17 protein-coding genes are annotated in these 21,694 nt (G+C 67.0%); 7 read left to right on the top strand and 10 right to left on the bottom strand.

Annotation, left to right across the window (positions count from 1 at the left end; all coding sequences use genetic code 11):
• Positions 1-10 precede the first annotated feature (10 nt).
• The gene (locus GEMRO_RS0104975) at positions 11-730 is read left to right on the top strand and encodes a FadR/GntR family transcriptional regulator (RefSeq protein ID WP_027133130.1); all 720 of its coding nucleotides are present in this window, start codon (positions 11-13) and stop codon (positions 728-730) included.
• Positions 731-850: 120 nt separating this feature from the next.
• Positions 851-1,552: an SDR family NAD(P)-dependent oxidoreductase gene (locus GEMRO_RS0104980; RefSeq protein ID WP_027133131.1), complete on the top strand. Its 702-nt coding sequence runs from the start codon at positions 851-853 to the stop codon at positions 1,550-1,552.
• 79 nt (positions 1,553-1,631) lie between these two features.
• On the opposite strand, the gene GEMRO_RS27655 is transcribed toward GEMRO_RS0104980, so the two are convergent.
• Positions 1,632-2,420 (bottom strand): winged helix-turn-helix transcriptional regulator, encoded by a 789-nt coding sequence (locus GEMRO_RS27655; RefSeq protein ID WP_084506564.1) that lies wholly within the window; start codon positions 2,418-2,420, stop codon positions 1,632-1,634.
• A 148-nt stretch (positions 2,421-2,568) separates the two neighbouring features.
• Between GEMRO_RS27655 and GEMRO_RS0104990 the strand changes: the two genes are divergently transcribed.
• Complete coding sequence (locus GEMRO_RS0104990; protein WP_027133132.1) at positions 2,569-2,784, top strand: tautomerase family protein; 216 nt, start codon at positions 2,569-2,571, stop codon at positions 2,782-2,784.
• Positions 2,785-2,883: 99 nt separating this feature from the next.
• On the opposite strand, the gene hemN is transcribed toward GEMRO_RS0104990, so the two are convergent.
• The 4 genes from hemN to GEMRO_RS0105010 are packed head-to-tail and all read right to left on the bottom strand — an operon-like array spanning position 2,884 to position 7,112.
• Positions 2,884-4,224, bottom strand: a complete 1,341-nt coding sequence (hemN, locus tag GEMRO_RS0104995) for an oxygen-independent coproporphyrinogen III oxidase (protein WP_027133133.1) — start codon at positions 4,222-4,224, stop codon at positions 2,884-2,886.
• Positions 4,221-4,340, bottom strand: coding sequence for a cytochrome bd-I oxidase subunit CydX (gene cydX / locus GEMRO_RS33255; protein WP_084506566.1), 120 nt, complete (start codon positions 4,338-4,340; stop codon positions 4,221-4,223). Before cydX ends, hemN begins: the two co-directional genes overlap by 4 nt.
• A 14-nt stretch (positions 4,341-4,354) precedes the next feature.
• Positions 4,355-5,494: a cytochrome d ubiquinol oxidase subunit II gene (cydB, locus tag GEMRO_RS0105005; RefSeq protein WP_027133134.1), complete on the bottom strand. Its 1,140-nt coding sequence runs from the start codon at positions 5,492-5,494 to the stop codon at positions 4,355-4,357.
• 28 nt (positions 5,495-5,522) lie between these two features.
• Positions 5,523-7,112, bottom strand: a complete 1,590-nt coding sequence (locus GEMRO_RS0105010; RefSeq protein ID WP_027133135.1) for a cytochrome ubiquinol oxidase subunit I — start codon at positions 7,110-7,112, stop codon at positions 5,523-5,525.
• Positions 7,113-7,266: 154 nt separating this feature from the next.
• Between GEMRO_RS0105010 and cydD the strand changes: the two genes are divergently transcribed.
• Together cydD and cydC are read left to right on the top strand one after the other, a co-directional pair.
• Complete coding sequence (cydD, locus tag GEMRO_RS27660; RefSeq protein WP_205624900.1) at positions 7,267-9,048, top strand: thiol reductant ABC exporter subunit CydD; 1,782 nt, start codon at positions 7,267-7,269, stop codon at positions 9,046-9,048.
• Positions 9,048-10,703 (top strand): thiol reductant ABC exporter subunit CydC, encoded by a 1,656-nt coding sequence (cydC, locus tag GEMRO_RS0105020; RefSeq protein ID WP_027133136.1) that lies wholly within the window; start codon positions 9,048-9,050, stop codon positions 10,701-10,703. The genes cydD and cydC overlap by 1 nt, the downstream gene beginning before the upstream one ends.
• 7 nt (positions 10,704-10,710) lie before the next feature.
• Here cydC and GEMRO_RS27665 read toward each other — a convergent pair whose 3' ends face one another.
• On the bottom strand, positions 10,711-11,379 hold the full coding sequence (locus GEMRO_RS27665) for a helix-turn-helix domain-containing protein (RefSeq protein WP_035484772.1): 669 nt from the start codon (positions 11,377-11,379) through the stop codon (positions 10,711-10,713).
• A gap of 291 nt (positions 11,380-11,670) precedes the next feature.
• Between GEMRO_RS27665 and GEMRO_RS0105030 the strand changes: the two genes are divergently transcribed.
• Positions 11,671-11,943: a helix-turn-helix domain-containing protein gene (locus tag GEMRO_RS0105030; protein WP_027133137.1), complete on the top strand. Its 273-nt coding sequence runs from the start codon at positions 11,671-11,673 to the stop codon at positions 11,941-11,943.
• Positions 11,944-12,010: 67 nt separating this feature from the next.
• Entirely contained in the window at positions 12,011-13,744 is a 1,734-nt protein-coding gene (locus tag GEMRO_RS27670; RefSeq protein ID WP_051329550.1) for a SulP family inorganic anion transporter, read from the top strand.
• Positions 13,745-13,750: 6 nt separating this feature from the next.
• Here the strand turns inward: GEMRO_RS27670 and GEMRO_RS0105040 are convergent, their stop codons facing one another.
• The 4 genes from GEMRO_RS0105040 to GEMRO_RS0105055 form a co-directional block, all read right to left on the bottom strand.
• A complete protein-coding gene (locus GEMRO_RS0105040) occupies positions 13,751-15,562 on the bottom strand; it encodes a glycoside hydrolase family 15 protein (RefSeq protein WP_027133138.1) in 1,812 nt (603 codons plus the stop codon).
• Between the two features lie 191 nt (positions 15,563-15,753).
• A complete protein-coding gene (locus GEMRO_RS32345; RefSeq protein WP_051328705.1) occupies positions 15,754-18,315 on the bottom strand; it encodes a response regulator in 2,562 nt (853 codons plus the stop codon).
• Positions 18,312-19,433: a chemotaxis-specific protein-glutamate methyltransferase CheB gene (gene cheB / locus GEMRO_RS0105050; protein ID WP_035484774.1), complete on the bottom strand. Its 1,122-nt coding sequence runs from the start codon at positions 19,431-19,433 to the stop codon at positions 18,312-18,314. Before cheB ends, GEMRO_RS32345 begins: the two co-directional genes overlap by 4 nt.
• A 10-nt stretch (positions 19,434-19,443) precedes the next feature.
• Positions 19,444-21,690 carry a hybrid sensor histidine kinase/response regulator gene (locus tag GEMRO_RS0105055; protein WP_051328706.1) on the bottom strand — a complete coding sequence of 749 codons (2,247 nt, stop codon included), beginning with the start codon at positions 21,688-21,690 and terminating at the stop codon, positions 19,444-19,446.
• Between the last annotated feature and the right edge of the window lie 4 nt (positions 21,691-21,694).

The following is a 21,694-nucleotide window of genomic DNA, read 5'->3' on the forward strand; positions in this document are numbered from 1 at the left end:
AAGGAACCCCATGAAGATCGACATGCTCGGCCGTGGCCCGCACCTCCCCTCCCGTATCGCGGCGGAGATCCTGCAGCAGATCGTCGAGGAGCGGCTGAAGCCGGGCGACCGGCTGCCGACCGAACAGGCCCTGGCCGACAGTTTCGGGGTCAGCCGCAACGTGGTGCGCGAGGCGATCTCGCGGCTGCGCTCGGACGGGATCGTGCAGTCCCGCCAGGGCGTCGGCGCGTTCGTGGTGCGTTCGGCCGCCAATCCGACCCTGCGCTTCGACGCCGAGGCCCTGAGCGACCGCTCCGCCTTTCTGGCCCTGTTCGAGCTGCGTGCCATCCTGGAGATCCAGGCAGCCAGCCTGGCCGCCCGGCGGCGCACCGACGAGCAGCTGGCCAAGCTCGAGCAGGCGCTCGACCGGATGCGCGGCGCCGAGAAATGGGCATCGGGCGGCGTTGACGCCGACCTGGAGTTCCACAAGGCCGTCGCCGAGGCAACCGGCAACGCCTATGTCCGGATGGCGGTCAGCTTCCTGTCCGAGCAGGTGCGCGTCACCATCATGGATGCCCGCGCGCGGGGTGCGGTAGCTGACATCGTGGAGATTACCATCGCCGAGCATGCCGCCATTTTCGACGCCATCGCTGCGCGCGACCCGGCTGCGGCCCATGACGCGATGGCGCTTCACATCCGCAACGCCGCCGGACGACTCGGCTATCGGCTGGACCTTCCAGGGCATCCCTGAGTTCCCAGGGCTACGGTCCTTCGCATCGGGCGGAGCGCCGCCACGGTTGCCCGTCCATGAACGATGGCATGGAGGCAGGGACGCGCTATGACCGTGCCCCGATCCATCCGGAGAGCGACCATGGCCGAGACTCCCTACCGCACTGCCCTGATCGTGGGTGCAGGCTCCGGAATCAGCGCATCGCTGGCCCGCGCCTTGGCGGCAGCCGGTCTCAAGGTCGGTCTGGTGGCGCGCGATGTCGGCAAGCTGGCGGCGCTGGCGAACGAGACCGGGGCGATGACGTTCGCTGCGGATGCGTCCGATCCGGTGGCCGTGGCCACGCTGTTCGAGCAGGTGGACGCCAGCCTGGGGGAGCCAGACCTGGTGATCTACAACGCCAGCGCCCGCGTGCGCGGCCCGCTCGCCGAGATCGACCCGGAGGCGGTCCGCCAGGCGGTCGCGGTGACCGCGTTCGGCGGCTTCCTGGTGGCGCAGCAGGCGGCAAGGCGGATGGTGCCGCACGGCCGGGGCGCCATTCTCTTCACGGGAGCGACGGCGGGCATCAAGGGCTTCCCCGCGTCCGCCGCCTTCGCCATGGGCAAGTTCGCCCTGCGCGGCCTGGCACAAAGTGCGGCGCGCGAACTGGGGCCACAGGGTATCCACGTCGTGCATTTCGTGATCGACGGTGCGGTACGCAGCGGGACGCGCCCCGATCCGGAGGACCGTCCCGACAGCACTTTGTCGCCGGACGGGATAGCCCAGGCCTATCTGGCCGCGCTGCAACAGCCAAGGAACGCCTGGTCCTCCGAGATCGAGCTGCGCCCGTGGCTGGAGACATTCTGACGACCGACAGGCTGATGGCCTAGACAAGCTCCTAGCCGGGCAGTCGAGCCTTTCGGCGCCCATTTCCTCGACATGCCATCTAGCCGACGGGCGCCTGCTTGCGGACAGAGCGGAGACCTGGGTCGGGAACTTCCGGCAGCATGTCGGGAGGAACGGCTGCAAGCCTCGGCCCGCTGCATGCCGGCGCTTTCACCCCTGCATAGCTGCTGCGGACGAGCCATCTCGTCAGGCTGCGCGCCATGGCGTCGTTGCCGATCAGGACGATGTTGCCGGCGCCGATCTCATGGTCGAACGTCGAGTGACCCATCCAGGCCGAGGTCAGCGCGCGCAGGTCGGCGACGATGAACAGGTCGACGTTGAAGGCCGGGTCAACATAGCAGAGATCGGGATCGACGCCTGGCCTGAAGATCAGCCAGTAGTTCCGGCTTTCGCGGGGCGGGTCGTTCAACGTGAACTGGATCGTGCACCGGTGGCGGGGCAGTTCCAGCCGATTGATCTTGCGCCGGATGTTCCACATGAGGACGCGTGCGTCGAGGGACTGGAGACTGACCTCGCAGTCGACGTTGCGGTGCGCCCATTCCCCAAGCTGCCGCACGATCGGCTCCAGCTCGTCCGCCAGCGGGGTCGTGAGATATTCGGAGTGGCCGTTCGTCTCGCCCTCGCAGCGCCGGACAAGTCCCTTCTTCTCCATGTCCTTCAGCCGCTTGGACAGGAGCGCTGGCGACATGGCCGGTACGCCGCGCTGGATCTCGTTGAAGCGCGTGGCACCGGCCCACATCTCGCTCAGGACCAGGAGCGTCCAGCGCGGCTCGATCATCTCGGCCGCCATGGCGACCGGACAGAAGCTCGGATAAGCGTTCTCCGGCATGTCGGCACCTCCTGGCAGCGTGCTCCCATGCACGCCCTGCCCCGGTCCAGTTCAGAAACTGTAGCGCCTTTCCTTCACAAACACGACTGGAGCCACGGCGCGGCTCCCGGCCATCCTCGGTCCAGGCCCAAACAGATGGAGAGCCGACATGCCGCTTGTGGACATCGAAGTGATCGAGGGCGTCTTCGACGCCGAGCAGAAGGCGCAAATGATCCAGAAGGTGACCGACGCGATGGTGGAGGTCGAGGGAGAAGCCATGCGTGGCGTCACCTGGGTGCGGGTGAAGGAGGTGCGCAGCCGGCACTGGGGAATTGGAGGCAGCACGCCGAGCGCCGAAGACATCAAGGCCATGGCCAAGCGCTGACAAAGGAGGGTGCGCGAGGCACGCCGGGATGAATGAACCTGCGTGCCTCGCGATCATGCATGCCGCGCCGGACGCGCTGATCGGATTGATCGCGGAAGACTAGATGGCCGGGCTGAAGCGCTTTTCTTCCTGCGTCCGGTACCGGTCGAACACCGCAGCCACGACCCGGACGATCGAGCGTCCCGTGCGCGTCATCCGGATGGTCCCGCCTTTCAGCTCCAGCATCCCATCGGCAGCGAGCGGACGCAGCAGCGCCAGCTCGTCAGCATAATCGTGCTGCGGATCGACCGCGCCAAGATCGACCCGGAAGTTGCACATCAGCTCCTCGATGATCTGCGCCCTCGCCCGGTCGGCCTCGTCGAAGCGCCAGCCGCGCATGGTCGCCAGGGTGTGGGACGCGACTTTGCGGCAATAGCTCGGATTGTCCGCCACGTTCTGCACGAAGCCGTCCGGGAGGCGCGACACCGCGGATGCGCCGAAACCGATCAAGATCGGCCGGTCGTCGTCGGTATAGCCCTGGAAATTGCGATGCAGCCGCCCCTCCCGCGCAGCCAGCGCGAGGCCGTCATCGGGAGCGGCGAAATGGTCGATGCCGATCGGTATGAAGCCCCTGTCCTCGAAGAACTCGGCAATCGCCCTGGCCTGGTCAAAGCGTTGCACGGCATCGGGCAGCGCCGATGCGTCGATCCGCTTCTGGTTGGCCCGCCGTCCGGGCAGATGCGCATAGCCGAAGAACGCGATCCGCTGCGGGTTCATCTGGGCGACTGCGGCGCAGGTGGCGCGGATCGTCTCGACCGTCTGGTGGGGAAGCCCATAGATCAGGTCGAAGTTGATCCGGTTGATGCCTGCGACCCGCAGCAGATCGACCGCATGCTCGACGATGCTGGCCGGCTGGATCCGGCCGATCGCCTCCTGCACCCTCGGGTCCAGGTCTTGCACGCCCAGGCTGACCCGGTTGATGCCCTGGTCTGCCAGGAACCGGGTCAGCTCAAGGTCGACATTCCGCGGATCGAGCTCGATGGAGTGTTCGGATCCCGGCTTCAGCTCGACATGGCGCTCAAGGACGCGCAGCGCCGAAGCAAGCCCAACGCGCCCCAGGATGCTGGGCGTCCCGCCACCCCAGGCGACCCGCGCCGTCGGAATCCGGGCAGGCAGCATCTCGCCGACCAGCGCGATCTCCTCCTCCAGCGCACGGCCATAGGCCCGGATCACCTCGTCGCGCACCGCCAGCTTGGTATGGCAGCCGCAATAGTGGCAGAGCGCGCGACAGTAGGGGACGTGCAGGTAGATCGAGACGCTCTCGCGCGGGTCCAGGCGCCGCAGCCACAGGCTATGTTCCGCAGGCCCGACGGCCGGCGTGAACTCCATCGCCGTCGGGTAGGACGTGTAGCGGGGCACCGGCATGGCAGCATACCGGCGTACCACATCCTCGGAAGTCACGGGCCGTCTCGATAGGGAAGTTGTCGCCGGTCCTCGCGCATCTCGAACCACATCGCGTTCAGGATGGCGAAGGTGCAGGCAAGGCCGACACCCAGGATCCAGGAGAAGTACCACATTGCCGGTTGCCTCCTCAGTAGGCGTTCGGATTGCGATCGATCGAGGCCGCGTTCACGGGCCCGCTCATCACCCGGTAGACCCAGGTCGTGTAGGCGATGATCAGTGGCATGAAGACCAGGGTCCCCAGGAGCATCGTCCAGAGCGTGAGCTGGCTGGATGAGGCATCCCAGACCGTCAGGCTCGCTTCCGGGTTGATCGAGGACGGCAGCAGGAACGGGAACAGGGACAGGCCAGCGGTGGCGATGATCCCGATGATGGCGAGGCTGGAACCCAGCAGCGCAGTCTTCCGGTGCCACTGGCGCAGACCGTGCCAGGCCAGTGCCGCGCCCGCAAAGCCAGCCAGCGGAGCCAGGACCATCCAGGGATGAACGGCATAGTTGGCAAGCCAGCCGCCGCTTCGCACCTCCACCGTCTTGCCGAGCGGGTTGGATGCGCCCAGCCCGTCCTGGATGCTGGTGACGACATAGCCGTCGGCAAAGATCATCCAGAGGCCACCCAGCGCGAACAGTCCAGCGGTGGCGATGGCGGCCATCTGCCCGATCTCGCGGGCGCGGGCGGCGACGACGCCTTCGGTGCGCGCGGCGATCACCGCCGCACCATGCACGATCATCATGGAAAGGCTGACCAGGCCCGCCACCAGCGGGAACGGCATCAGCAGGCCGAAGAAGCCACCGGCGTAGCTTGGGCGCAGCGTGTCATCCAGGGTGAAGGGCACCCCCGACAGCACGTTGCCGACCGCCACGCCGAAGATCAGGGCCGGTACCGCGCCACCCACGAACAAGGCCCAGTCCCAGCTGGCGCGCCATCTGCGATCCTGGATCTTGCCGCGGAACTTGAAGCCCACGGGCCGCAGGATGAGCGCCAGCAGGATCACGATCATCGCAAGGTAGAAGCCGGAGAAGGATACGGCGTAGAGGGCCGGCCAGGCCGCGAAGACCGCGCCGCCGCCCAGGATCAGCCATACTTGGTTGCCCTCCCAGACCGGCCCCACGATGTTGATGAGGATGCGCCGTTCCGCGTCGCTCTTTGCAACGAAGGGCAGGAGCGCCCCTATCCCCAGGTCGAAGCCATCCATCAGGGCGAAACCGATCAGAAGGACGCCCAGGAGCGCCCACCAGATCAGCCTGAGCGTTTCATAGTCGAGGGGGATCATGACGTGATGTCCTTGCGAGCCGGTCGGTTCAGCGGTCGGGAGTGGCGGTCGCCGCCTCGGGGATATGGCGGGAGCCACCCAGGCCCTCGATCAGCGCATAAGCGGCCGCCGGGCCCTTGCGGATCGTCTTGACCATCAGGATCACCATGATGACCGCGAGGATCGTGTAGAGCGTCAGGAAGAAGCTCAGGCTGATCACCAGGTCGGTGATGGTCAGGCCGGAAGCGGCATAGAAGGTCGGCAGCACGCCTTCGATCGCCCAGGGCTGCCGCCCATACTCGGCCACCAGCCAGCCGGCCTCGATCGCGACCCAGGGCAGCGGCAGGCTCGCCACCGCCAGCCACAGGAAGGGCCGGCTGTTGCCGAGCTGGTGGCGCGACGACATCACGAAGGCCAGGCCGAAGAACAGGATGAAGTAGATGCCTAGCCCCACCATCAGGCGGAAGCTCCAGAACAGGACGCCTACATCCGGGACGGTATCCCAGGCAGCCTTCTGAACCAGTTCGTCCGAGGCATCTGCGACGTCATCCGTGTAGCGCTTGAGCAGGAGGGCATAGCCCAGGTCCGGCCAGGACTGCTCGAACTCGGCACGGGCGGCCTGGTCGTTCTTGTCGGCGCGCACCCGCTGAAGGGCATCGTAGGACGCCATGCCGTTGCGGATCCGGACCTCGGCCCGATCAACCAGATCGAGGATGCCCGGCACTTCCGTCGAGAGCGACCGCGTCGAGATCACGCCCAGCGCGTAGGGGATGTGCACCGCGTAGTGGTTCTGGCGGGCTTCCTGATCCGGGATCCCGAACAGGGTCAGGCCGGCCGGGGCAGGTTCGGTCTCCCACATGCCTTCCATGGCCGCGAGCTTCATCTTCTGGTGCTCGGTGGTCACGTAGCCGCTCTCGTCGCCCAGCACGACGACCGACAGGGCGGAGGCCAGCCCGAAGCTGGCGGCCACTGCCATGGAGCGTTTGGCCAGGTCCTGATGCCGACGGCCGAGCAGGAAGATGGCGCTCACCGCCATGACGAACATCGAGCCGGTAACATAGCCGGCGCTGACGGTGTGGACGAACTTGGCCTGGGCCACGGGGTTGAAGAGCACCGCCATGAAGTCGACGATCTCCATCCGCATCGTGTCGGGATTGAAGGTCGCGCCGACCGGGTTCTGCATCCAGCCATTGGCGATCAGGATCCAGAGCGCCGAGAAGTTGGCGCCCAGCGCCACCAGCCAGGTGACGCAAAGATGGGCCAGCTTGCTCAGGCGGTCCCACCCGAAGAAGAACATCCCGATGAAGGTGGCTTCCAGGAAGAAGGCCATCAGCCCTTCCATGGCCAGCGGCGCACCGAACACGTCGCCGACATAGTGGCTGTAATAGCTCCAGTTCATGCCGAACTGGAACTCCATCACGATGCCGGTCGCGACGCCCATGGCAAAGTTGATGCCGAACAGCGTGCCCCAGAACAACGTCATGCGCCGCCAGATCTCGCGGCCGGTCATGACGTAGACGCTCTCCATGATCGCCATCAGGAACGACAGGCCGAGCGTCAGCGGCACGAACAGGAAATGGTACATCGCCGTCGCCGCGAACTGCAGGCGCGACAGGTCGACCACGGTGAAATCGATCATGGTCCTTATCGCCTCGTCGAGACCGGTCACCCACCGGCATGAGCCGGCTCTACGCCTGGACGCGGCACGGACGCCTTGATCGAAATCAATGCTCCTGGGCCCCTTCCTCATCTAGCTGCGGCCTGTCGCCGACGCTCACCAGACGATGGCCGCGATGAAGCACTCGATGCCTTTGGACCGCGCCAAGGAACAGGCGCGGTGGATGATGGGCCTGCGCCGGCAGGCCGGCCCGGCCCTGGCCATCGCCGCCGGGCTCCCGCTCCTGTCCGGCTCGCTGCTGGTGGTTCAGGCCTGGCTCCTGGCCGACATCCTGCACCAGGCGATCGTGGATGGGGCATCGCAGATCGACCTTCTTGGACCGGTCCTGGTCCTCGCCGGCCTGCTCGCGCTGCGCATTCTCCTGGGTGCGGCGGCGGAGCGTGCCGGGCTCGCTGCGGCCGAGCGGATCAAGACGACCCTGCGCAGCGTGCTGTTCCGCCGGATGATGGGGGAGAGGCCAGCCTGGACCGCTTCGCGGCCTTCCGGCGCCCTCAGCGCCGTTCTTGTCGATCAAGTGGAGGCACTGGACGGCTTCTTCGCCCGCTTCCTTCCGGCGATGGTTCAGGCCGCCGTGCTGCCGGTGGCCTTCGCCGCCCTGGTGTTGCCCGTCGATGTCGTGGTCGGTCTCCTGTTCCTGGTGACCGCTCCGTTGATCCCCCTGTTCATGGCGCTGGTCGGCTGGGGTGCCGAGGCGGCGGCCAGCAGCCATGCCCAGGCTTTTGCACGCCTGTCCGGGCTGTTCGCCGACCGCCTGCGCGGCATGCTGACCCTCAAGCTGTTCGGTCAGGCTGAGGCCGAAACTCGGGCAGTCGGTGCCGCCAGCGAGGAACTGCGCAGGCGCACATTGGGCATTCTGCGTGTCGCGTTCCTGTCCTCGGCGGTGCTGGAGTTCTTCGCAGCCCTGGGTGTCGCCGGCGTGGCGCTCTATGTCGGCCTGACCCATCTCGGCATGATCGACCTGCGCTTCCAGCCGCTCACCCTGCAGGCTGGCTTGTTCTGCCTGCTGATGGCGCCTGAAATCTATCAGCCCCTGCGCCTCCTGGCGGCGCATCACCACGACCGCGCGGCAGCCAAAGCGGCGGTGGCCGAGATCGCCCTGCAGTTCGAGGCGCTCCCGGAGATGGCAGCGCCAGCGCCTGCCGTCATCCGGGACAGCATTCCGCCTCAGGAGCTGCATCGGGACGGCCCGCTGGACCTGGTCGTGGAGGATCTGACCCTGAACACGCCGGACCGCAGTCGCGCAATCCTGGAACATGCGTCCTTTGCCGTGGCGGCTGGCAGCCATGTTGCTCTGCTGGGGGAGAGTGGCATCGGCAAGTCCACGCTGCTGGAAACCCTGGCACGGCTGCGCGACGCGGAGGGCATGATCCGGCTGGGTGGGATTGATCTGCACGACATGTCGGAGGCGGAACTGCGCGGCAGAGTGGCGATCCTCGGTCAGCGGCCACGCCTGTTCCACGGCAGCATCGCCGACAACATCCGCCTCGGCCGCCCGGATGCCGGCCCCGCGGCGGTGCGCCGGGCAGCCGGGTTGGCGCTGGTCGCCGAGTTCGCGCCGGACCTGGGGGCGCTGCTGGGCGAGAACGGCCTGGGCCTGTCGGGAGGGGAAGCGCACCGGGTGGCACTTGCCCGGATCTTCCTGCGCGCCCCCGACCTCCTGCTGCTGGACGAACCGACCGCACATCTCGATCCGAGCACCGAGCAGCGGCTCTTGGACCATCTGATGCAGTTCGCCGAAGGCCGCACCATGATCGTCGCCACCCATGCCCCAGCGGTTGCTGCCCGCATGGACCGGATCTGGCGGATTGCCGGGCGCCAGCTCCTGCCCTGCCCACACCGGCGCGAGCGGCACCAGACTCCGCCCAGAGACGCGCAGGGGGCGGAGAGCGTGGCATGATGGGACTCTGGTATTTCCGCCCCCTGTTCCTGGCCGAGCGCGGCCGCCTGCTCGCAACCCTCTTCCTGTCGATCTTGACGCTGCTCGCGGGCGTCATGCTGCTGGGGACGTCCGGCTGGTTCCTGACGGCAGCCGCAACCACCACGGCAGCCGCCACCTTCAACCTGTTCGTGCCATCTTCCCTGGTGCGCGGCCTGTCGCTGGTTCGGATCCTGTCCCGATATGGCGAGAAGCTGACCGGGCATGACACGACCCTGCGCCTGCTCACCCGCATTCGCACCTGGCTATTCGCCCAGCTGTTCCCACGCCTGCCGTTCGACGACCGTGGTATTCGCCACGGCGACCTGGTCAGCCGGCTGACGGCGGATGTGGAGAGCCTCGACAGCGCGTTCCTGGTCGCGCTGGGACCGCTGCTCACTGCCTTGATCATGGGCCTGGCGATGACGGCACTCCTGCTCGTGCTGTTGCCGGCGGCAGGGCTGGTCTACGCGGCCGCCTACCTCCTCGCCCTGGTGGCCGTGCCCGCCGGCCTGCTCCTGGCCGGAAGGCGGTGCGGCCAAGAGGTTGTCGAAGAGGCTGCGGAACTGCGCATCCAGGCCCTGGATGGGATCGACGGCCATGCCGAGTTGATCGCCTTTGGAACCGTCCCATCCCAGGATGAACGCTTCTCGCGACAGGCACGCCGACTGAGCCGCGCCCGGCTCCGTCAGGCACAGCTTGGCACCCTGGGCACGGCCACGATCCAGGCCTTGGCCGGTTCGGTACTGCTGGGCGTCTTGTGGCTGGGCCTTGATGCCCTGCAAAAGGACACTCTTTCCGGTCCGATGCTGGTCGGGCTGCTCCTGGCCTGTCTCGGCAGCTTCGAGGCGCTGGCAGGGGTGGTGCGGGGCGTCGCCAAGTTCGGCAGCGCCGCTGCGGCAGCCGACCGGCTGGTGGCCACGGCCACCGCGGCTCCCGCCGTGGCGGACCCCGGCATGCCCGTGACACTGAACCCCGGCTCGCTCAGCTTCGAGGCAGTCTACTACGGGTATGATCCGGCCCGCCCTGTTCTGAAAGGGCTGGACCTCCGGCTGGAGGAAGGCCAGCGGGTGGCGATCGTCGGAGCCAGCGGCACCGGCAAATCGACCCTTGCGGACCTGGCACTCCGGCTGCGCGATCCGCAACGGGGAACGGTGCGGATCGGGGGCGTCGACCTTCGGGCGATGCGGCAGGCCGACCTGCACCGTCACGTGGCGCTGCTGAGCCAGACCGCTCCGGTGTTTCTCGGCACGATCCGGGACAACCTGGCGATCGGCCGGAGCGGCGCCTCGGATGCCGAACTCTGGCAGGCGCTGGACGAGGCGCGGTTGGGCGACTTCGTCCGGGGTCTACCGGAGGCGCTCGATACCCATCTGGGCGAGGCCGGCCGCACCCTGTCCGTTGGTCAGGCGCGCCGGCTCTGCCTCGCCCGTACCCTGCTGTCCCCGGCCAGCATCCTGATATTCGACGAGCCGACCATGGGCCTGGATCCGGAGACGGAACAGGGATTCCTGACGGATCTGTCTCATGCCACCCGTGGGCGGAGCGTCCTGCTGATCACGCATGCCAGACTGCCGGCCGGTGCCGTCGACGCGGTTTGGCGCCTTGTCGACGGGCGGCTGACGGAGGTTCGATGAGCGCTCTTTAGCGCGGCTCGATGCCTGCCACGGCCGTGAGCGCGCGACGGTCGACGATCTCGACCTGATGCGCGTCCGGCAGCCGGATCAGACCCTGGACCCGCAGCTTGGTGAAGCTGCGGCTGACCGTTTCGATGGTGAGCCCGAGATAGTCGGCAATGTCCATGCGGGTCATCGCCAGATGGACGGGATTGCCCGGCTGCCCGTGCTCGACCGCCCGGGCGGACAGGACCAGGAGAAAGCTTGCGATTTTCTCCACCGGCGCCAGCCGGCCGAGGATCATCTGGCTGTCGCGCGCCTGGCGCAGCGCGATCCGGGTCATCTGGTAAAGCCTGGCGTGCAGCCGCGGGTGAAGTTCCATCAGCCGTTCCATCTCGGCCACCGGAAAGCCGCACAGCTTCGATTCGATCACGGCCTCGGCGGTCTCGTCATAGGTCTCCTCGTCACCCAGGCCAAGATAGTCACCTGGCAGCAGGAACGCGGTGATCTGGCGGCGGCCGTCGGGCAGCATGGTGTAGAGGCGCAGCATGCCGGAAGTGAGGGTGAATACCTTGCGGCGCGGCTCCCCTTCCTCCACCAGCGTCTGGTGTGGCGCCAGCGAGCTGGCGATCATGATCGACTGGAGTTCGTCCAGTTCGTGATCTTCCAGCGCTGCGCAGATCGCCTGCTTGCGCACGTCGCACGCGACGCAGACGCCACAAGGATCACGGTACTTCCGCTCCGGCGACCCGGTCGGTGCACGGCTCTTTTCCACAGCTCACCTGCGGCTGAATACGACGCATGCCCTTATACGTGAGCAGCCCAGTCGTGCGAACCCAAAGCGGGGCCGCCGCTGTACATACCAGGCCATCGGGCTGGGTCGCTGAAGAAGGCCCCAAAATCCTGCTGCGGTACAACACATCCTTATTGATGTCTGAACCATTATATATGATGCTCCAAACAGAAGAGATGTCCCACCGGAGGGGTAATGATCACCGCCGCGCAGATGCGGGCCGCCCGAGCTTTGCTTGGCATCGACCAGCGCCAGCTGGCGGAGATGTCCGGCGTGTCCCTGCCTACCATCCAGCGGATGGAAGCCAGTGAGGGCAACGTGCGCGGTGTGGTGGATACGCTGACCAAGGTGGTCGAGGCGTTCGACGCCGCCGGGGTCGAGTTGATCGGGGACCATGCGGCGAGCGTGGGCCAGGGCCGCGGCGTGCGATTCAAGCAGCCCCGGACCTCGGGCGACCGCGGTTCCTGACGGCGACGGCCGGTAATGGCGTTTCTCGATCGTTCCCGCCTGATGGGACAAGTGTAGGTGGATGGAGATGACCACCAGGACCCGTGATCCGAGCTTGATCGAGCTTTTCACCCCGAAGCTCGTTTCGGTCCTGCGCGAGGGCTATGGATCGGCCGAGCTCAGGGCTGACCTCGTGGCCGGCCTCACCGTCGCGATCGTGGCGCTTCCTTTGTCGATGGCGATCGCGATCGCCTCCGGCGTCACTCCCGACCGGGGCCTCTACGCAGCCATCATTGGTGGCTTCATCGTTTCCGCCCTGGGCGGCAGCCGGTTCCAGATCGGTGGGCCGGCTGGCGCCTTCATCGTGCTGGTCGCGGCGACGGTCGAGATTCACGGCGTGGATGGCCTGCTGCTGGCGACCATGCTGTCTGGCATGATCATGCTGGTGATCGGCTTCCTGCGGCTGGGCACCTTCATCAAGTACATCCCCTACCCGGTCACGGTCGGATTCACCTCCGGCATCGCGGTCATCATCTTCGCCAGCCAGATCAGGGAACTCTTTGGCCTGACCCTGACCAGCGAGCCGGGGCCTCTGCTTCCAAAGTTGTTGGCGCTGGCCGAAGCACTGCCGACCGCCAACCCGATGTCAGCGGCAATCGCGGCTGCCTCGGTGGGCATCATTGTCCTGATGCGCCGCTACCGGCCGCACTGGCCGGCCTTCCTGATCGCGGTCGCCTGTGCCGCCATGTTGACCTGGATCCTGGGGCTCCCGGTGGAGACGATCGGGACACGGTTTGGCGGGATCCCCAGTTCCCTGCCTATGCCGCACCTGCCTCCTCTGTCGATCGACAAGGTTCTGGCTGTCCTGCCCTCGGCTCTTTCCTTCGCACTCCTGGGCAGCATCGAAAGCCTGCTGTCGGCGGTGGTCGCGGACAGCATGACCGGGCGCAGACACCGCTCCAACTGCGAATTGGTAGCCCAGGGCGTGGCCAATGTGGCCGCCCCGTTGTTCGGTGGCATCTGCGTCACCGGCACCATCGCCCGAACCGCCACCAACGTGCGCTCCGGTGCACATGGGCCGGTGGCCGGCATGCTCCATGCCCTGTTCTTGCTGCTGTTCATGCTCGTGGCGGCGCCGCTGGCCAGCTACATTCCGCTGGCGGCGCTTGCCGGTGTACTGGCTGTGGTCGCCTGGAACATGGCGGAGAAGCACGAGTTCGTCGTCCTGCTGCGTGCTTCGCGTGGCGACGCCCTGGTCGTGGGCACGACGTTCCTCCTGGTGGTCTTTCGCGATCTGACCGAGGGCATCCTGGTCGGCTTTGGTCTGGGAGCGCTTCTGTTCCTGCACCGCATGTCAGAGACGATCGAGGTCGAGAGCAGCGCGTCGATGGCCAACCGCGACGTGGCGGACCGGACGAACGGCGATCGGCCGCCCTATGATCCCGCGCTGGCGACAGATTCGGAGGTGATCGTCTACCGGATCTCGGGCGCGTTCTTCTTTGGTGCGGCCGCCACTGTCGCCATGGCACTCGACCGGATCGGCGAGCATCCAAAAGCCTACGTGATCGACTTCTCGGCGGTTCCGGTGCTGGATTCGACAGCAGCCGCCACCATCGGCGGCGTCGTGCGCCGCGCACGCGGACAGGATGCCCGCGTCTATATCGCCGGCGCCCGCCCGGCAATTCGCCGCATGCTCCTGACCCACGGAGTGCGCCCGCCCCTGGTCCGCTTCAAGCCTACCGTGGATGAGGCGGTAGCCTCCGCCCATCGTGGATTTGCGGCCACGCCCGGAGAACTTGCGGCTGGCGCGGGGAACGGCTGAGCTGGCTCAGCGAAGCAGCCGCCCGATCGAGCGGTTGGTGGCCTTCCAGGCTCCCCCCGAGATCCTGGCCAGAACATGGGCGCTGTTGATGAGTGCCAGGTGCGAGAACGCCTGCGGATAGTTGCCGAGCTGGCGCTTCGCCTTCGGATCGTACTCCTCGGCAAACAGCGCCAGATCGTTGCCCAGCGCCAGGAGGCGATCGAACAGGGCGTGCGCCTCGTCGAAACGGCCCATCTCGGCGTAGACGTCGCACAGCCAGAAGCTGCAGGCGAGGAATGCGCCCTCCTGGGGCGGCAGGCCGTCGATCGCTTCCTCGGTCAGGTAGCGAAGCACCAGCCCGTCCCGGAGCAGTTCCCGTTCAATCCGGTCGATCGTGCCGACGATGCGCGGATCATCGATCGGCAGGAACCCGACCAGCGGCATCAGCAGGAGAGCGGCGTCGACGCCCTCCCCCCCATAATACTGGACAAAGCTGTTCCGCCGCTCGTTGAAGCCGCGCTTGCAGATGTCGGCGTGGATCTCGTCGCGGGTCGCCCGCCACTGGTCCACCGGCCCTTCCAGCCCGAACTCCTCCACGCTCAGGACCATGGCATGGAAGGCGAGCCAGCACATCAGCTTGGAATGGACGAAATGCCGTTCCTCCCCGCGCATCTCCCAAAGCCCGGAATCCTTCTCCTTCCAGAGCCCGGAGAGCTTCTCGATGATCGTGCACTCGAGCGGCCAGACCTCGTCGGTTTCGTTGAGCCCCGCACGCCTGGCGACGTAGAACGCGGCGATCACCGAGCCATAGACGTCGAGCTGGCGCTGCTTGTAGGCGGCGTTGCCGATCCGCACGGGGCGGCTGTCCTCGAAGCCCGGCAGCCAGCTGAGTTCGGCTTCCGTCAGGCGCCGCTCGCCGTGGAGCCCGTACATGATCTGCAGTTCGTCGGGCGAGCCGGCCAGGGCCCGCATCAGCCAACGCCTCCAGTCCTCCGCCTCCTCGCGGTAGCCCGAGGCCAGCAGCGCATAGATCGTGAGCACGGCGTCGCGGATCCAGCAGAACCGGTAGTCCCAATTGCGTATGCCGCCCGGCCATTCAGGCAGCGAGGTGGTCGGCGCGGCGACAATGCCGCCGGTTGGGCTGTAGGTCAGCGCCTTCAAGGTGAGCAGCGAGCGCTCGACCACGTCCTTGTAAGGCCCCTGGTAGGTCGACTTGCCAGCCCACGCCCGCATCACCTCGCTCGCATGGGCGAGCAGTTCATCCGGATTCTCGACCGGCGGCGGCGCCTGATGATGCGATGGATACCATTCCAGGGCGAAGGCCACCTGCTCGCCGGCCTCGACTTTGAACTCGGCGCTGCTGGTGAAGTTCGAGTTGTCCAAGGGGATGTTGCTGGTCATCCGGACGGCATCTGGTCCCGCAACGGCGAAGATGCTGTCGCCCTGATGCTGCACCCAGGGTGTATAGGCGCCGTACCCGAACCGGAAGCGGATCTCGGTGCGGATCGGCAGGCTCCCCTTCTCCCCGCGCACCAGCCGGATCAGCCGGTGCCGGTTTTCACCATCGGGCATCGCAATGAAGTCGATCACGGTTGCCCGGCCGGACCCTGTCTCGATGGTGGTTTCCAGGATGAAGGTGCCCGGGCGGTAGCACCGCGACATGGTGGCGCCTTCCTCGGCGGCTCCGATCTTCCAGCAGCCGTGACGCTCATCTCCCAGCAGGCTCGCGAACATGGCTTCCGAATCGAACCGCGGCAGCGCCAGCCAGGCAATGGTGCCGTCACGATGAACCAGGGCGGCACCGGTGGTCGATCCGATCAGGGCATAGTCTTCGATCATGCGGTGAAGCTCATCAAATTCGTTGCAGGGAGTTATTCTCGCCACCGCGAAGGCGGCGTCAGGCCGGACGACAACCAGCCACCTCTCTCCAGTTCATGTCTCCCGCCACCACTGCCCTGCATGGCGGTACGTGTCGAGCGTCGGCACGACCAGGCAGCATGGCCGAGACCATCTGCGGGACCGGTGGTTGATCAGCCTGCGACCGACGCCTCGAGCGCATCCGCGACGGCGTGGCGCGTCTCTTCCAGGACCGAACCGAGAAGGGCGATCAGTTCGGCGACAACCTCACCCTGGCGCCCGCGCGCCGGGTCGCTGCTGGCATCCTCGACCAGGCCTGCCAGGACCGACAGGCGGGTCAGGCCAAAGGTTCCGGCAGTGCCACGCAGTCGATGCGCTTCCTTCGACAATACCTCGGCATCGCCCGCGCCATCCCGAAGCTTCGCGATGCTGTCGGCAGCGCCGCTCAGGCCGCGGCCGAGCATCTGCCGCACCATCTCCGGCGACATCTTCTGTGACATGCCCTGGACACGGGCCCGATCCAGGAGCGGCTGCTCCAGCAGATCAACAGTGCCTCCGGCCCGCTCCCGTTGATCTTCCGCGATCTCCGGCGGAGCCACCCCTGCAGCGATGGCGGCCAGCGCGGCAAACAGATCGGTCCAGACGATCGGCTTGACCAGGCAACGATTCATGCCTGCGGCAAGACAACGATCACGCTCGCTCGCCATGACGTTCGCGGTCAGCGCCAGGATCGGCACCGCTGCCGCCGACCTGGGCAGCTGACGGATCCGCCGCGACGCCTCGATGCCATCCATGACCGGCATCTGCACGTCCATCAGGACAACATCGTAGCTCCCGTGACTGACCATCTCGACAGCGTCCCGGCCGTTCTCCGCACACTCCACCACATGGCCATGCCGCGTGAGCATGGTGCCCACCAACTCGCGATTGACAGCCACGTCATCGGCCACCAGCACGCGCAGCGGGCGGATCTCCGTCACCGCCCCCTCGATGTTGGCCAGCCGCTCGCTGCTCCCACGCGACATCGGAAGTTCGAACCAGAACAGGCTGCCTTCACCCTCCGAACTCTCGACGCCGATCGTCCCCGACATCGCTTCGACGAGCTGCCTGCAGATCGCCAGCCCCAGGCCACTTCCACCATAGTGCCGGCTGGTCGACCGGTCGGCCTGCACGAATGCGGAGAACAGCTTTGCCTGCTGTTCTGCCGGAATGCCGATGCCGGTGTCCCGCACCGAGAAGCGCAGGCGAACCTGGTCATCGTTCACCGCGCATTCCCGCATGGCGATCACGACCTCGCCTTCGGACGTGAACTTCAGGGCGTTCCCGACAAGGTTGACGAGCACCTGGCGCACGCGGGTCGGATCGCCCTGCACGATCAGCCCGGGCGAGGCTTCGACCTCCTGCCGCAGTACCAGCCCACGCTCCGTGACCTGGGGCTGCAACAGGCTGACCACATGGTCCAGCGCGGTCTCCGGCGCGAAATCGATATGCTCGAGGTCTAGCTTGCCCGCCTCGATCCTGGAGAAGTCCAGGATGTCGTTGATGATGCTCAGCAGGTGGCTGCCCGACCGCCGGATGGTCTCCACATAGTGGCGCTGGGTGTCCGTGAGCTTCTCGGCGGCCAGGAGGTCCGCCATGCCGAGCACGCCGGTCATTGGCGTACGGATCTCGTGGCTCATCGTGGCCAGGAATTCGGCTTTGGTCTGCGCCGCGCGCTCGGCATTGTCCCGCGCGGCGGTCAGCTCCGCCTGGATCTCGCGCAGTCGGGCATTCGCGGCGGCGAGCTCTGCGTTGGACTCCTCCAGGGCGTCGGTGAGGGCGGCGCGGGACTCCGCGGTCCGGACGAGCTGGCGGGCCTGCTCCAGTTCCTGACGCCGCGCACGTTCCTCGGTGGCGATCCGTGCACTCTCCTCCTGCAGCAGCTTGCGCCGCAGATAGGCGCCGATCCGCGCGCTCAGGATCTGCAGCCCTCCGCGGGCATCGACGAAATCGTCGGCGCCGGACTGCAGCACCTCCATGACCTGATGGATGCCGGAACTCCCGTCGAGCGCGATGATGTGGAATGGCTGATCCTGCCTGCGCCGCACCAGGTCGAGGCGGGAGCAGAATGCCAGGCTCTCCTCCATCTTGTCGGACATCACGACGATCACGCAGTCGAACGGCTCCGCCGCCACTGCCGTGAGAACCGCCTCCTGCGACGCGAGCACGGTGACGTCGTGATGATCGTGCTTGAGGTGCATGGCGAGCCGATCGGCGACCGCGGCCTGCCCCTCTCCCACCGTCAGCACATCCACTGCGACCAGGGTGCGGCCGCGCCGGAATGCGGACATGCCCGAGCCGGCGGGCATCAGCTCGGAACGGCCACGCAACAGGTTGCCGATCCGCAGCAGCAGCACGTCGCTGGGCGAGGACTTGGGCACGTAATCGTCCGCGCCACTTTCGAAACCACGCCGCTGCGCCTCGACACTCTCCGAATCGGTCAGCATCAGGACCGGCAGGTTGCGCGTGCGCATGTTCATCCGCACGCGACGCGTGAGTTCGTCACCACTGATACCGGGCAGGTGCAGGTCGACCACCATCAGGTCGGGCAGTTCGTCGTTCAGCCGTTCCAGCGCCTCCTCCGCCGAGGCGGACCATGCCGTCGCCCAGCCCTGCTGCTCTAGGGTGATCTGGAGCCGGAGCGCCTGGGTCGGAGAATCCTCGACAACGAGAATCGTGATCGCGGTTTCGCTCATGACGGCCGACTGTTCTTGGTGGTCTGCAGGATATGGAGGCCAATCGCGTCCAGCGGCAGCTGCAACCGGGCCGCACCCAGCCGCACCGCGACCGCCGGCATGCCATAGACCACGGCCGTGCACTCGTCCTCTGCGATGGTGTGCCCTCCCACGCGGTGGATTTCCAGCAAGCCCGCCGCACCGTCGTCACCCATGCCAGTCAGCAGCACCCCGATCGCACGATCGGCATAGGCATTGGCCATGGACTGGAACAGGATCGTGCCCGATGGCCGCTGACCGCCCAGCGGCGGAGCCCTGTCCAGCATCAGCATGCCACCGGCGATGACAAGATGCGCACCGCCAGGGGCGACATAGACCTGCCCGGGGGCAGGTGTCTCTCCATTGCGGGCCAGCCGGACCGGCATCGGCACCTGGCTGTCCAGCCATGCCGCAAAGCCTTCGGTGAATTCCGCCCCGATATGCTGAACGACCACGACCGGAAGCGGGTATTCCTTCGGCAGGGCGCCCAGCACCTTCGCGAGCGCCTGGGGGCCACCGGTCGAAGCGACCAGACCCAGCATCCGAAAGTGATGTCGGGCGGCGTGGACGCCGGCCGGTCGCGTCTGCCCCGGGACCGTTTCCGACAGCGGTCGGGCCGATCCGGACGAAGGAACGGGTGCGGGCGTCCGGTCCGTCGCCGGCCGCTGCCGCTGCAGCACGACCTTGACCTGGCTCATGATCATGAGCTGGTTGCACAGCCGTTTGCTCAGGCGCGGAAACTCTTCCCGCCGGGTGGTGAGCGGCTTGTCGATCACCGACAGCGCCCCGGCCTGAAGCGCGTCCATGGTGGCGTTGACACTCGAGCCGTTCAGACTGGCGGACGTCACCACGATTGGCGTCGGCTTGATCCGCATGATCCGGCGCGTCGTCTCCACCCCGTCGATCCCGGGCAGGTGGACATCCATCAGCACCACGTCCGGCGAAAGGCGCGGGATCATGCCGAGCGCCTCCTCGCCTGATGAGGCGATCCCCAGAAAGTCGAAACGCCCGTCTTCCCGGATGACATGCTCCAGCAGCATGGCCGCGATCTTCGAATCCTCGACCACGAGGACCCGGACCTTTCTGCCGGTTATGGTCATGGCATCCTTGTCACGGCTCGACAAACTGGGCCACGGTTTCGAGCAGGGCCTGCTGCTCGAAACCCTGTTTGACGATATAGGCGTCGGCCCCCAGTTCCATGCCGCGCTGCACTTCCTCCGGCGAATCGCGGGACGTCACCATGATGACCGGGATCGAAGCCAGGGCGGGATCGCTTTTGAGCGCCTGGAGCAGTCCGAATCCGTCCAGGCGCGGCATCTGAACGTCGCTGATCACCAGGTCGGCCGGTTCACGGCGCAGGCTGTCCAACGCATCGATACCATCCACGGCAAGACGTACGCGAAAGCCCTCGGCTTCCAGGATGCTCTTCTCCAGCGTACGCGTCGTGATCGAATCGTCGACCACCAGGATCCGGCGCGGGCCCCGGGGCGCCTGCGCATCCGCGAAGATCGGGCCGGTGGCGATCGAGCGACCGTCGGCGAGAACGGCTGGGCTGAGCACGATGATCGGACGTCCCTCCAGGAGCAGCGTCCCGGCCACCACCGGATCACAGCCAGCGGGCGCCTCCTGGATCGCAGCCTGGCGCATCTCCACGAGCGCATCCACCAGGACCGCCAGACGACGGCGACCGACATGCAGGACCACGACAGGGCAAAAGCCGCCGCCGTCGGTGCGCACCGCGTCCTTCAGTCCGAGCAGCATGCCAAGCGACACCAGCGAAGCGACGCGGTCGGCCGTCCGCAGGACCGCCCGGCCCTCCAGGGTTGATATGTCGTCGGTGCGGATCCTCAGGACGCGCTCGATCGCATGGGACGGGATGGCAAAGACCTGCTCCTGGCACCTCACCAGAAGCAGGTCGCTCCGTACCACCGAGACGGGAAGGCTGACCTCGAGACGTGTTCCATAAGGCTGGTTCGGCTCGATCTCGACGCTGCCATGCAGCCGCGTCACGGTCTCCTGCAGGACGGACAGGCCGATGCCGCGACCGGAAAGCTCGTCGACGGTGGGGCTGGTGGAGAAGCCACTGCGCAGGAGCAGGCGAGCCAGTTCCGCCTCCGGCACCTCGTCGGCCGTTCCGGCATCCAGCAGGCCGGCAGCGACAGCCGTTGTCCGGATCCGCTGAAAGTCGATCCCACGGCCGTCGTCGGCGACCACCAGCCGCAGCCTCGTCCCGTCCAGCGACAACTGGAACGTGATCGTCGTCGATGGGGGCTTGCCGGCCTGAGCGCGCTCCTCCGGCAGCTCGGCGCCGTGGGCGACCGCGTTGCGCAGCACGTGCATCACGGGGTCCTTCAGCGCCTGGAGGATCATCCGGTCCGCCTCGATCTCCAGGCCGGTGACCCGCGGCTCGATCTGCTTGCCGGATTGCCGGGCCAGGTCCCGCACCATCCGGCCGAAGCCCGAGAAGATCTCCTCGGCCGGGACCAGGCGGACCTGACGAACATCTTCCTGGAGCTGATCGACCAGGCGGCGCATCTTCCATGTGCTGGCACTCTGGCTGCGGACCGCCTGGCCCAGCCTCCGTCCGATCGAGCTGATCGCCTTGTCGAGCGCCTCGACCTGGGGAGTGTTGCGCTCCGCGCCCGGGACAGCACCCTGTCGCCGCAGCTCGAGGCGGTTCCGCTCCCAGCTCCGGCGAAGTTGGACGACATCCTCCTGCAATGCCCGAAGCTGCCGGCCCAGGTCGGCCTGCTCCCCGACCTGGGCGAGGAGCCGCCCCCCGGTCACCATCAGCTCGTCAAGATGCACCGCCCGCACGCGCAGGCTCTCGGTTCCGCCGGTGGCCGGACGAGCCAGTTTCGGAGCAGGCGCTGGCCTGGATGGCGGCAAGTCTGGCGGGGGTGCGGGAGCGCTAGCGGGGGCTGCCGGGCAGGGTTCCGGCAGTGCCCCAGACTGGAGCCTTGGGGGCGGGCTGGGGGCCGGTTCCTCTTGCGGTGTCTCGGCAGCGTTTGCGGCGCTCGCTCCCTCGATCAGCTGGTCGAGGCTGTTCAGGACGGCATGGCCCTGCAGGGACGCTCCGGGATCGTCGGCGACATCCTCGATGGTGTCGAGAGCGGCCTGGATGACCCGCACGGCGTCCGCATCGGGTGGCACGAGCCTTCGCTGCATCAGCTCGAGCAGGGATTCCAGCCGGTGGGCCACCGCTTCGATCGCACCATGATCGACCGCCCGGGCAGCTCCCTTCAGGCTATGGGCCCGACGAAAGATCTCCACGATCTCGGCAGAGCCGGCAGCCGGCGTCGACAACCGGCGCATCGCGGCCACATGCTCGCGATACTCCATGTCGAACGCGATCATGAGC

This window comes from Geminicoccus roseus DSM 18922 (assembly GCF_000427665.1).
GTDB lineage: Bacteria > Pseudomonadota > Alphaproteobacteria > Geminicoccales > Geminicoccaceae > Geminicoccus > Geminicoccus roseus.

Coding starts and splice junctions, on each gene's coding strand:
- cydX (WP_084506566.1), bottom strand. CDS start 4,340: ATGTGGTACTTCTCCTGGATCCTGGGTGTCGGCCTTGCCTGCACCTTC.
- GEMRO_RS0105040 (WP_027133138.1), bottom strand. CDS start 15,562: ATGATCGAAGACTATGCCCTGATCGGATCGACCACCGGTGCCGCCCTG.
- GEMRO_RS0104975 (WP_027133130.1), top strand. CDS start 11: ATGAAGATCGACATGCTCGGCCGTGGCCCGCACCTCCCCTCCCGTATC.
- cheB (WP_035484774.1), bottom strand. CDS start 19,433: ATGACCATAACCGGCAGAAAGGTCCGGGTCCTCGTGGTCGAGGATTCG.
- cydB (WP_027133134.1), bottom strand. CDS start 5,494: ATGATCCCCCTCGACTATGAAACGCTCAGGCTGATCTGGTGGGCGCTC.
- GEMRO_RS32345 (WP_051328705.1), bottom strand. CDS start 18,315: ATGAGCGAAACCGCGATCACGATTCTCGTTGTCGAGGATTCTCCGACC.
- GEMRO_RS27670 (WP_051329550.1), top strand. CDS start 12,011: ATGACCACCAGGACCCGTGATCCGAGCTTGATCGAGCTTTTCACCCCG.
- cydD (WP_205624900.1), top strand. CDS start 7,267: ATGAAGCACTCGATGCCTTTGGACCGCGCCAAGGAACAGGCGCGGTGG.
- GEMRO_RS0105030 (WP_027133137.1), top strand. CDS start 11,671: ATGATCACCGCCGCGCAGATGCGGGCCGCCCGAGCTTTGCTTGGCATC.
- cydC (WP_027133136.1), top strand. CDS start 9,048: ATGGGACTCTGGTATTTCCGCCCCCTGTTCCTGGCCGAGCGCGGCCGC.
- GEMRO_RS0105010 (WP_027133135.1), bottom strand. CDS start 7,112: ATGATCGATTTCACCGTGGTCGACCTGTCGCGCCTGCAGTTCGCGGCG.
- GEMRO_RS0104980 (WP_027133131.1), top strand. CDS start 851: ATGGCCGAGACTCCCTACCGCACTGCCCTGATCGTGGGTGCAGGCTCC.
- GEMRO_RS0105055 (WP_051328706.1), bottom strand. CDS start 21,690: ATGATCGCGTTCGACATGGAGTATCGCGAGCATGTGGCCGCGATGCGC.
- GEMRO_RS0104990 (WP_027133132.1), top strand. CDS start 2,569: ATGCCGCTTGTGGACATCGAAGTGATCGAGGGCGTCTTCGACGCCGAG.
- GEMRO_RS27655 (WP_084506564.1), bottom strand. CDS start 2,420: ATGCCGGAGAACGCTTATCCGAGCTTCTGTCCGGTCGCCATGGCGGCC.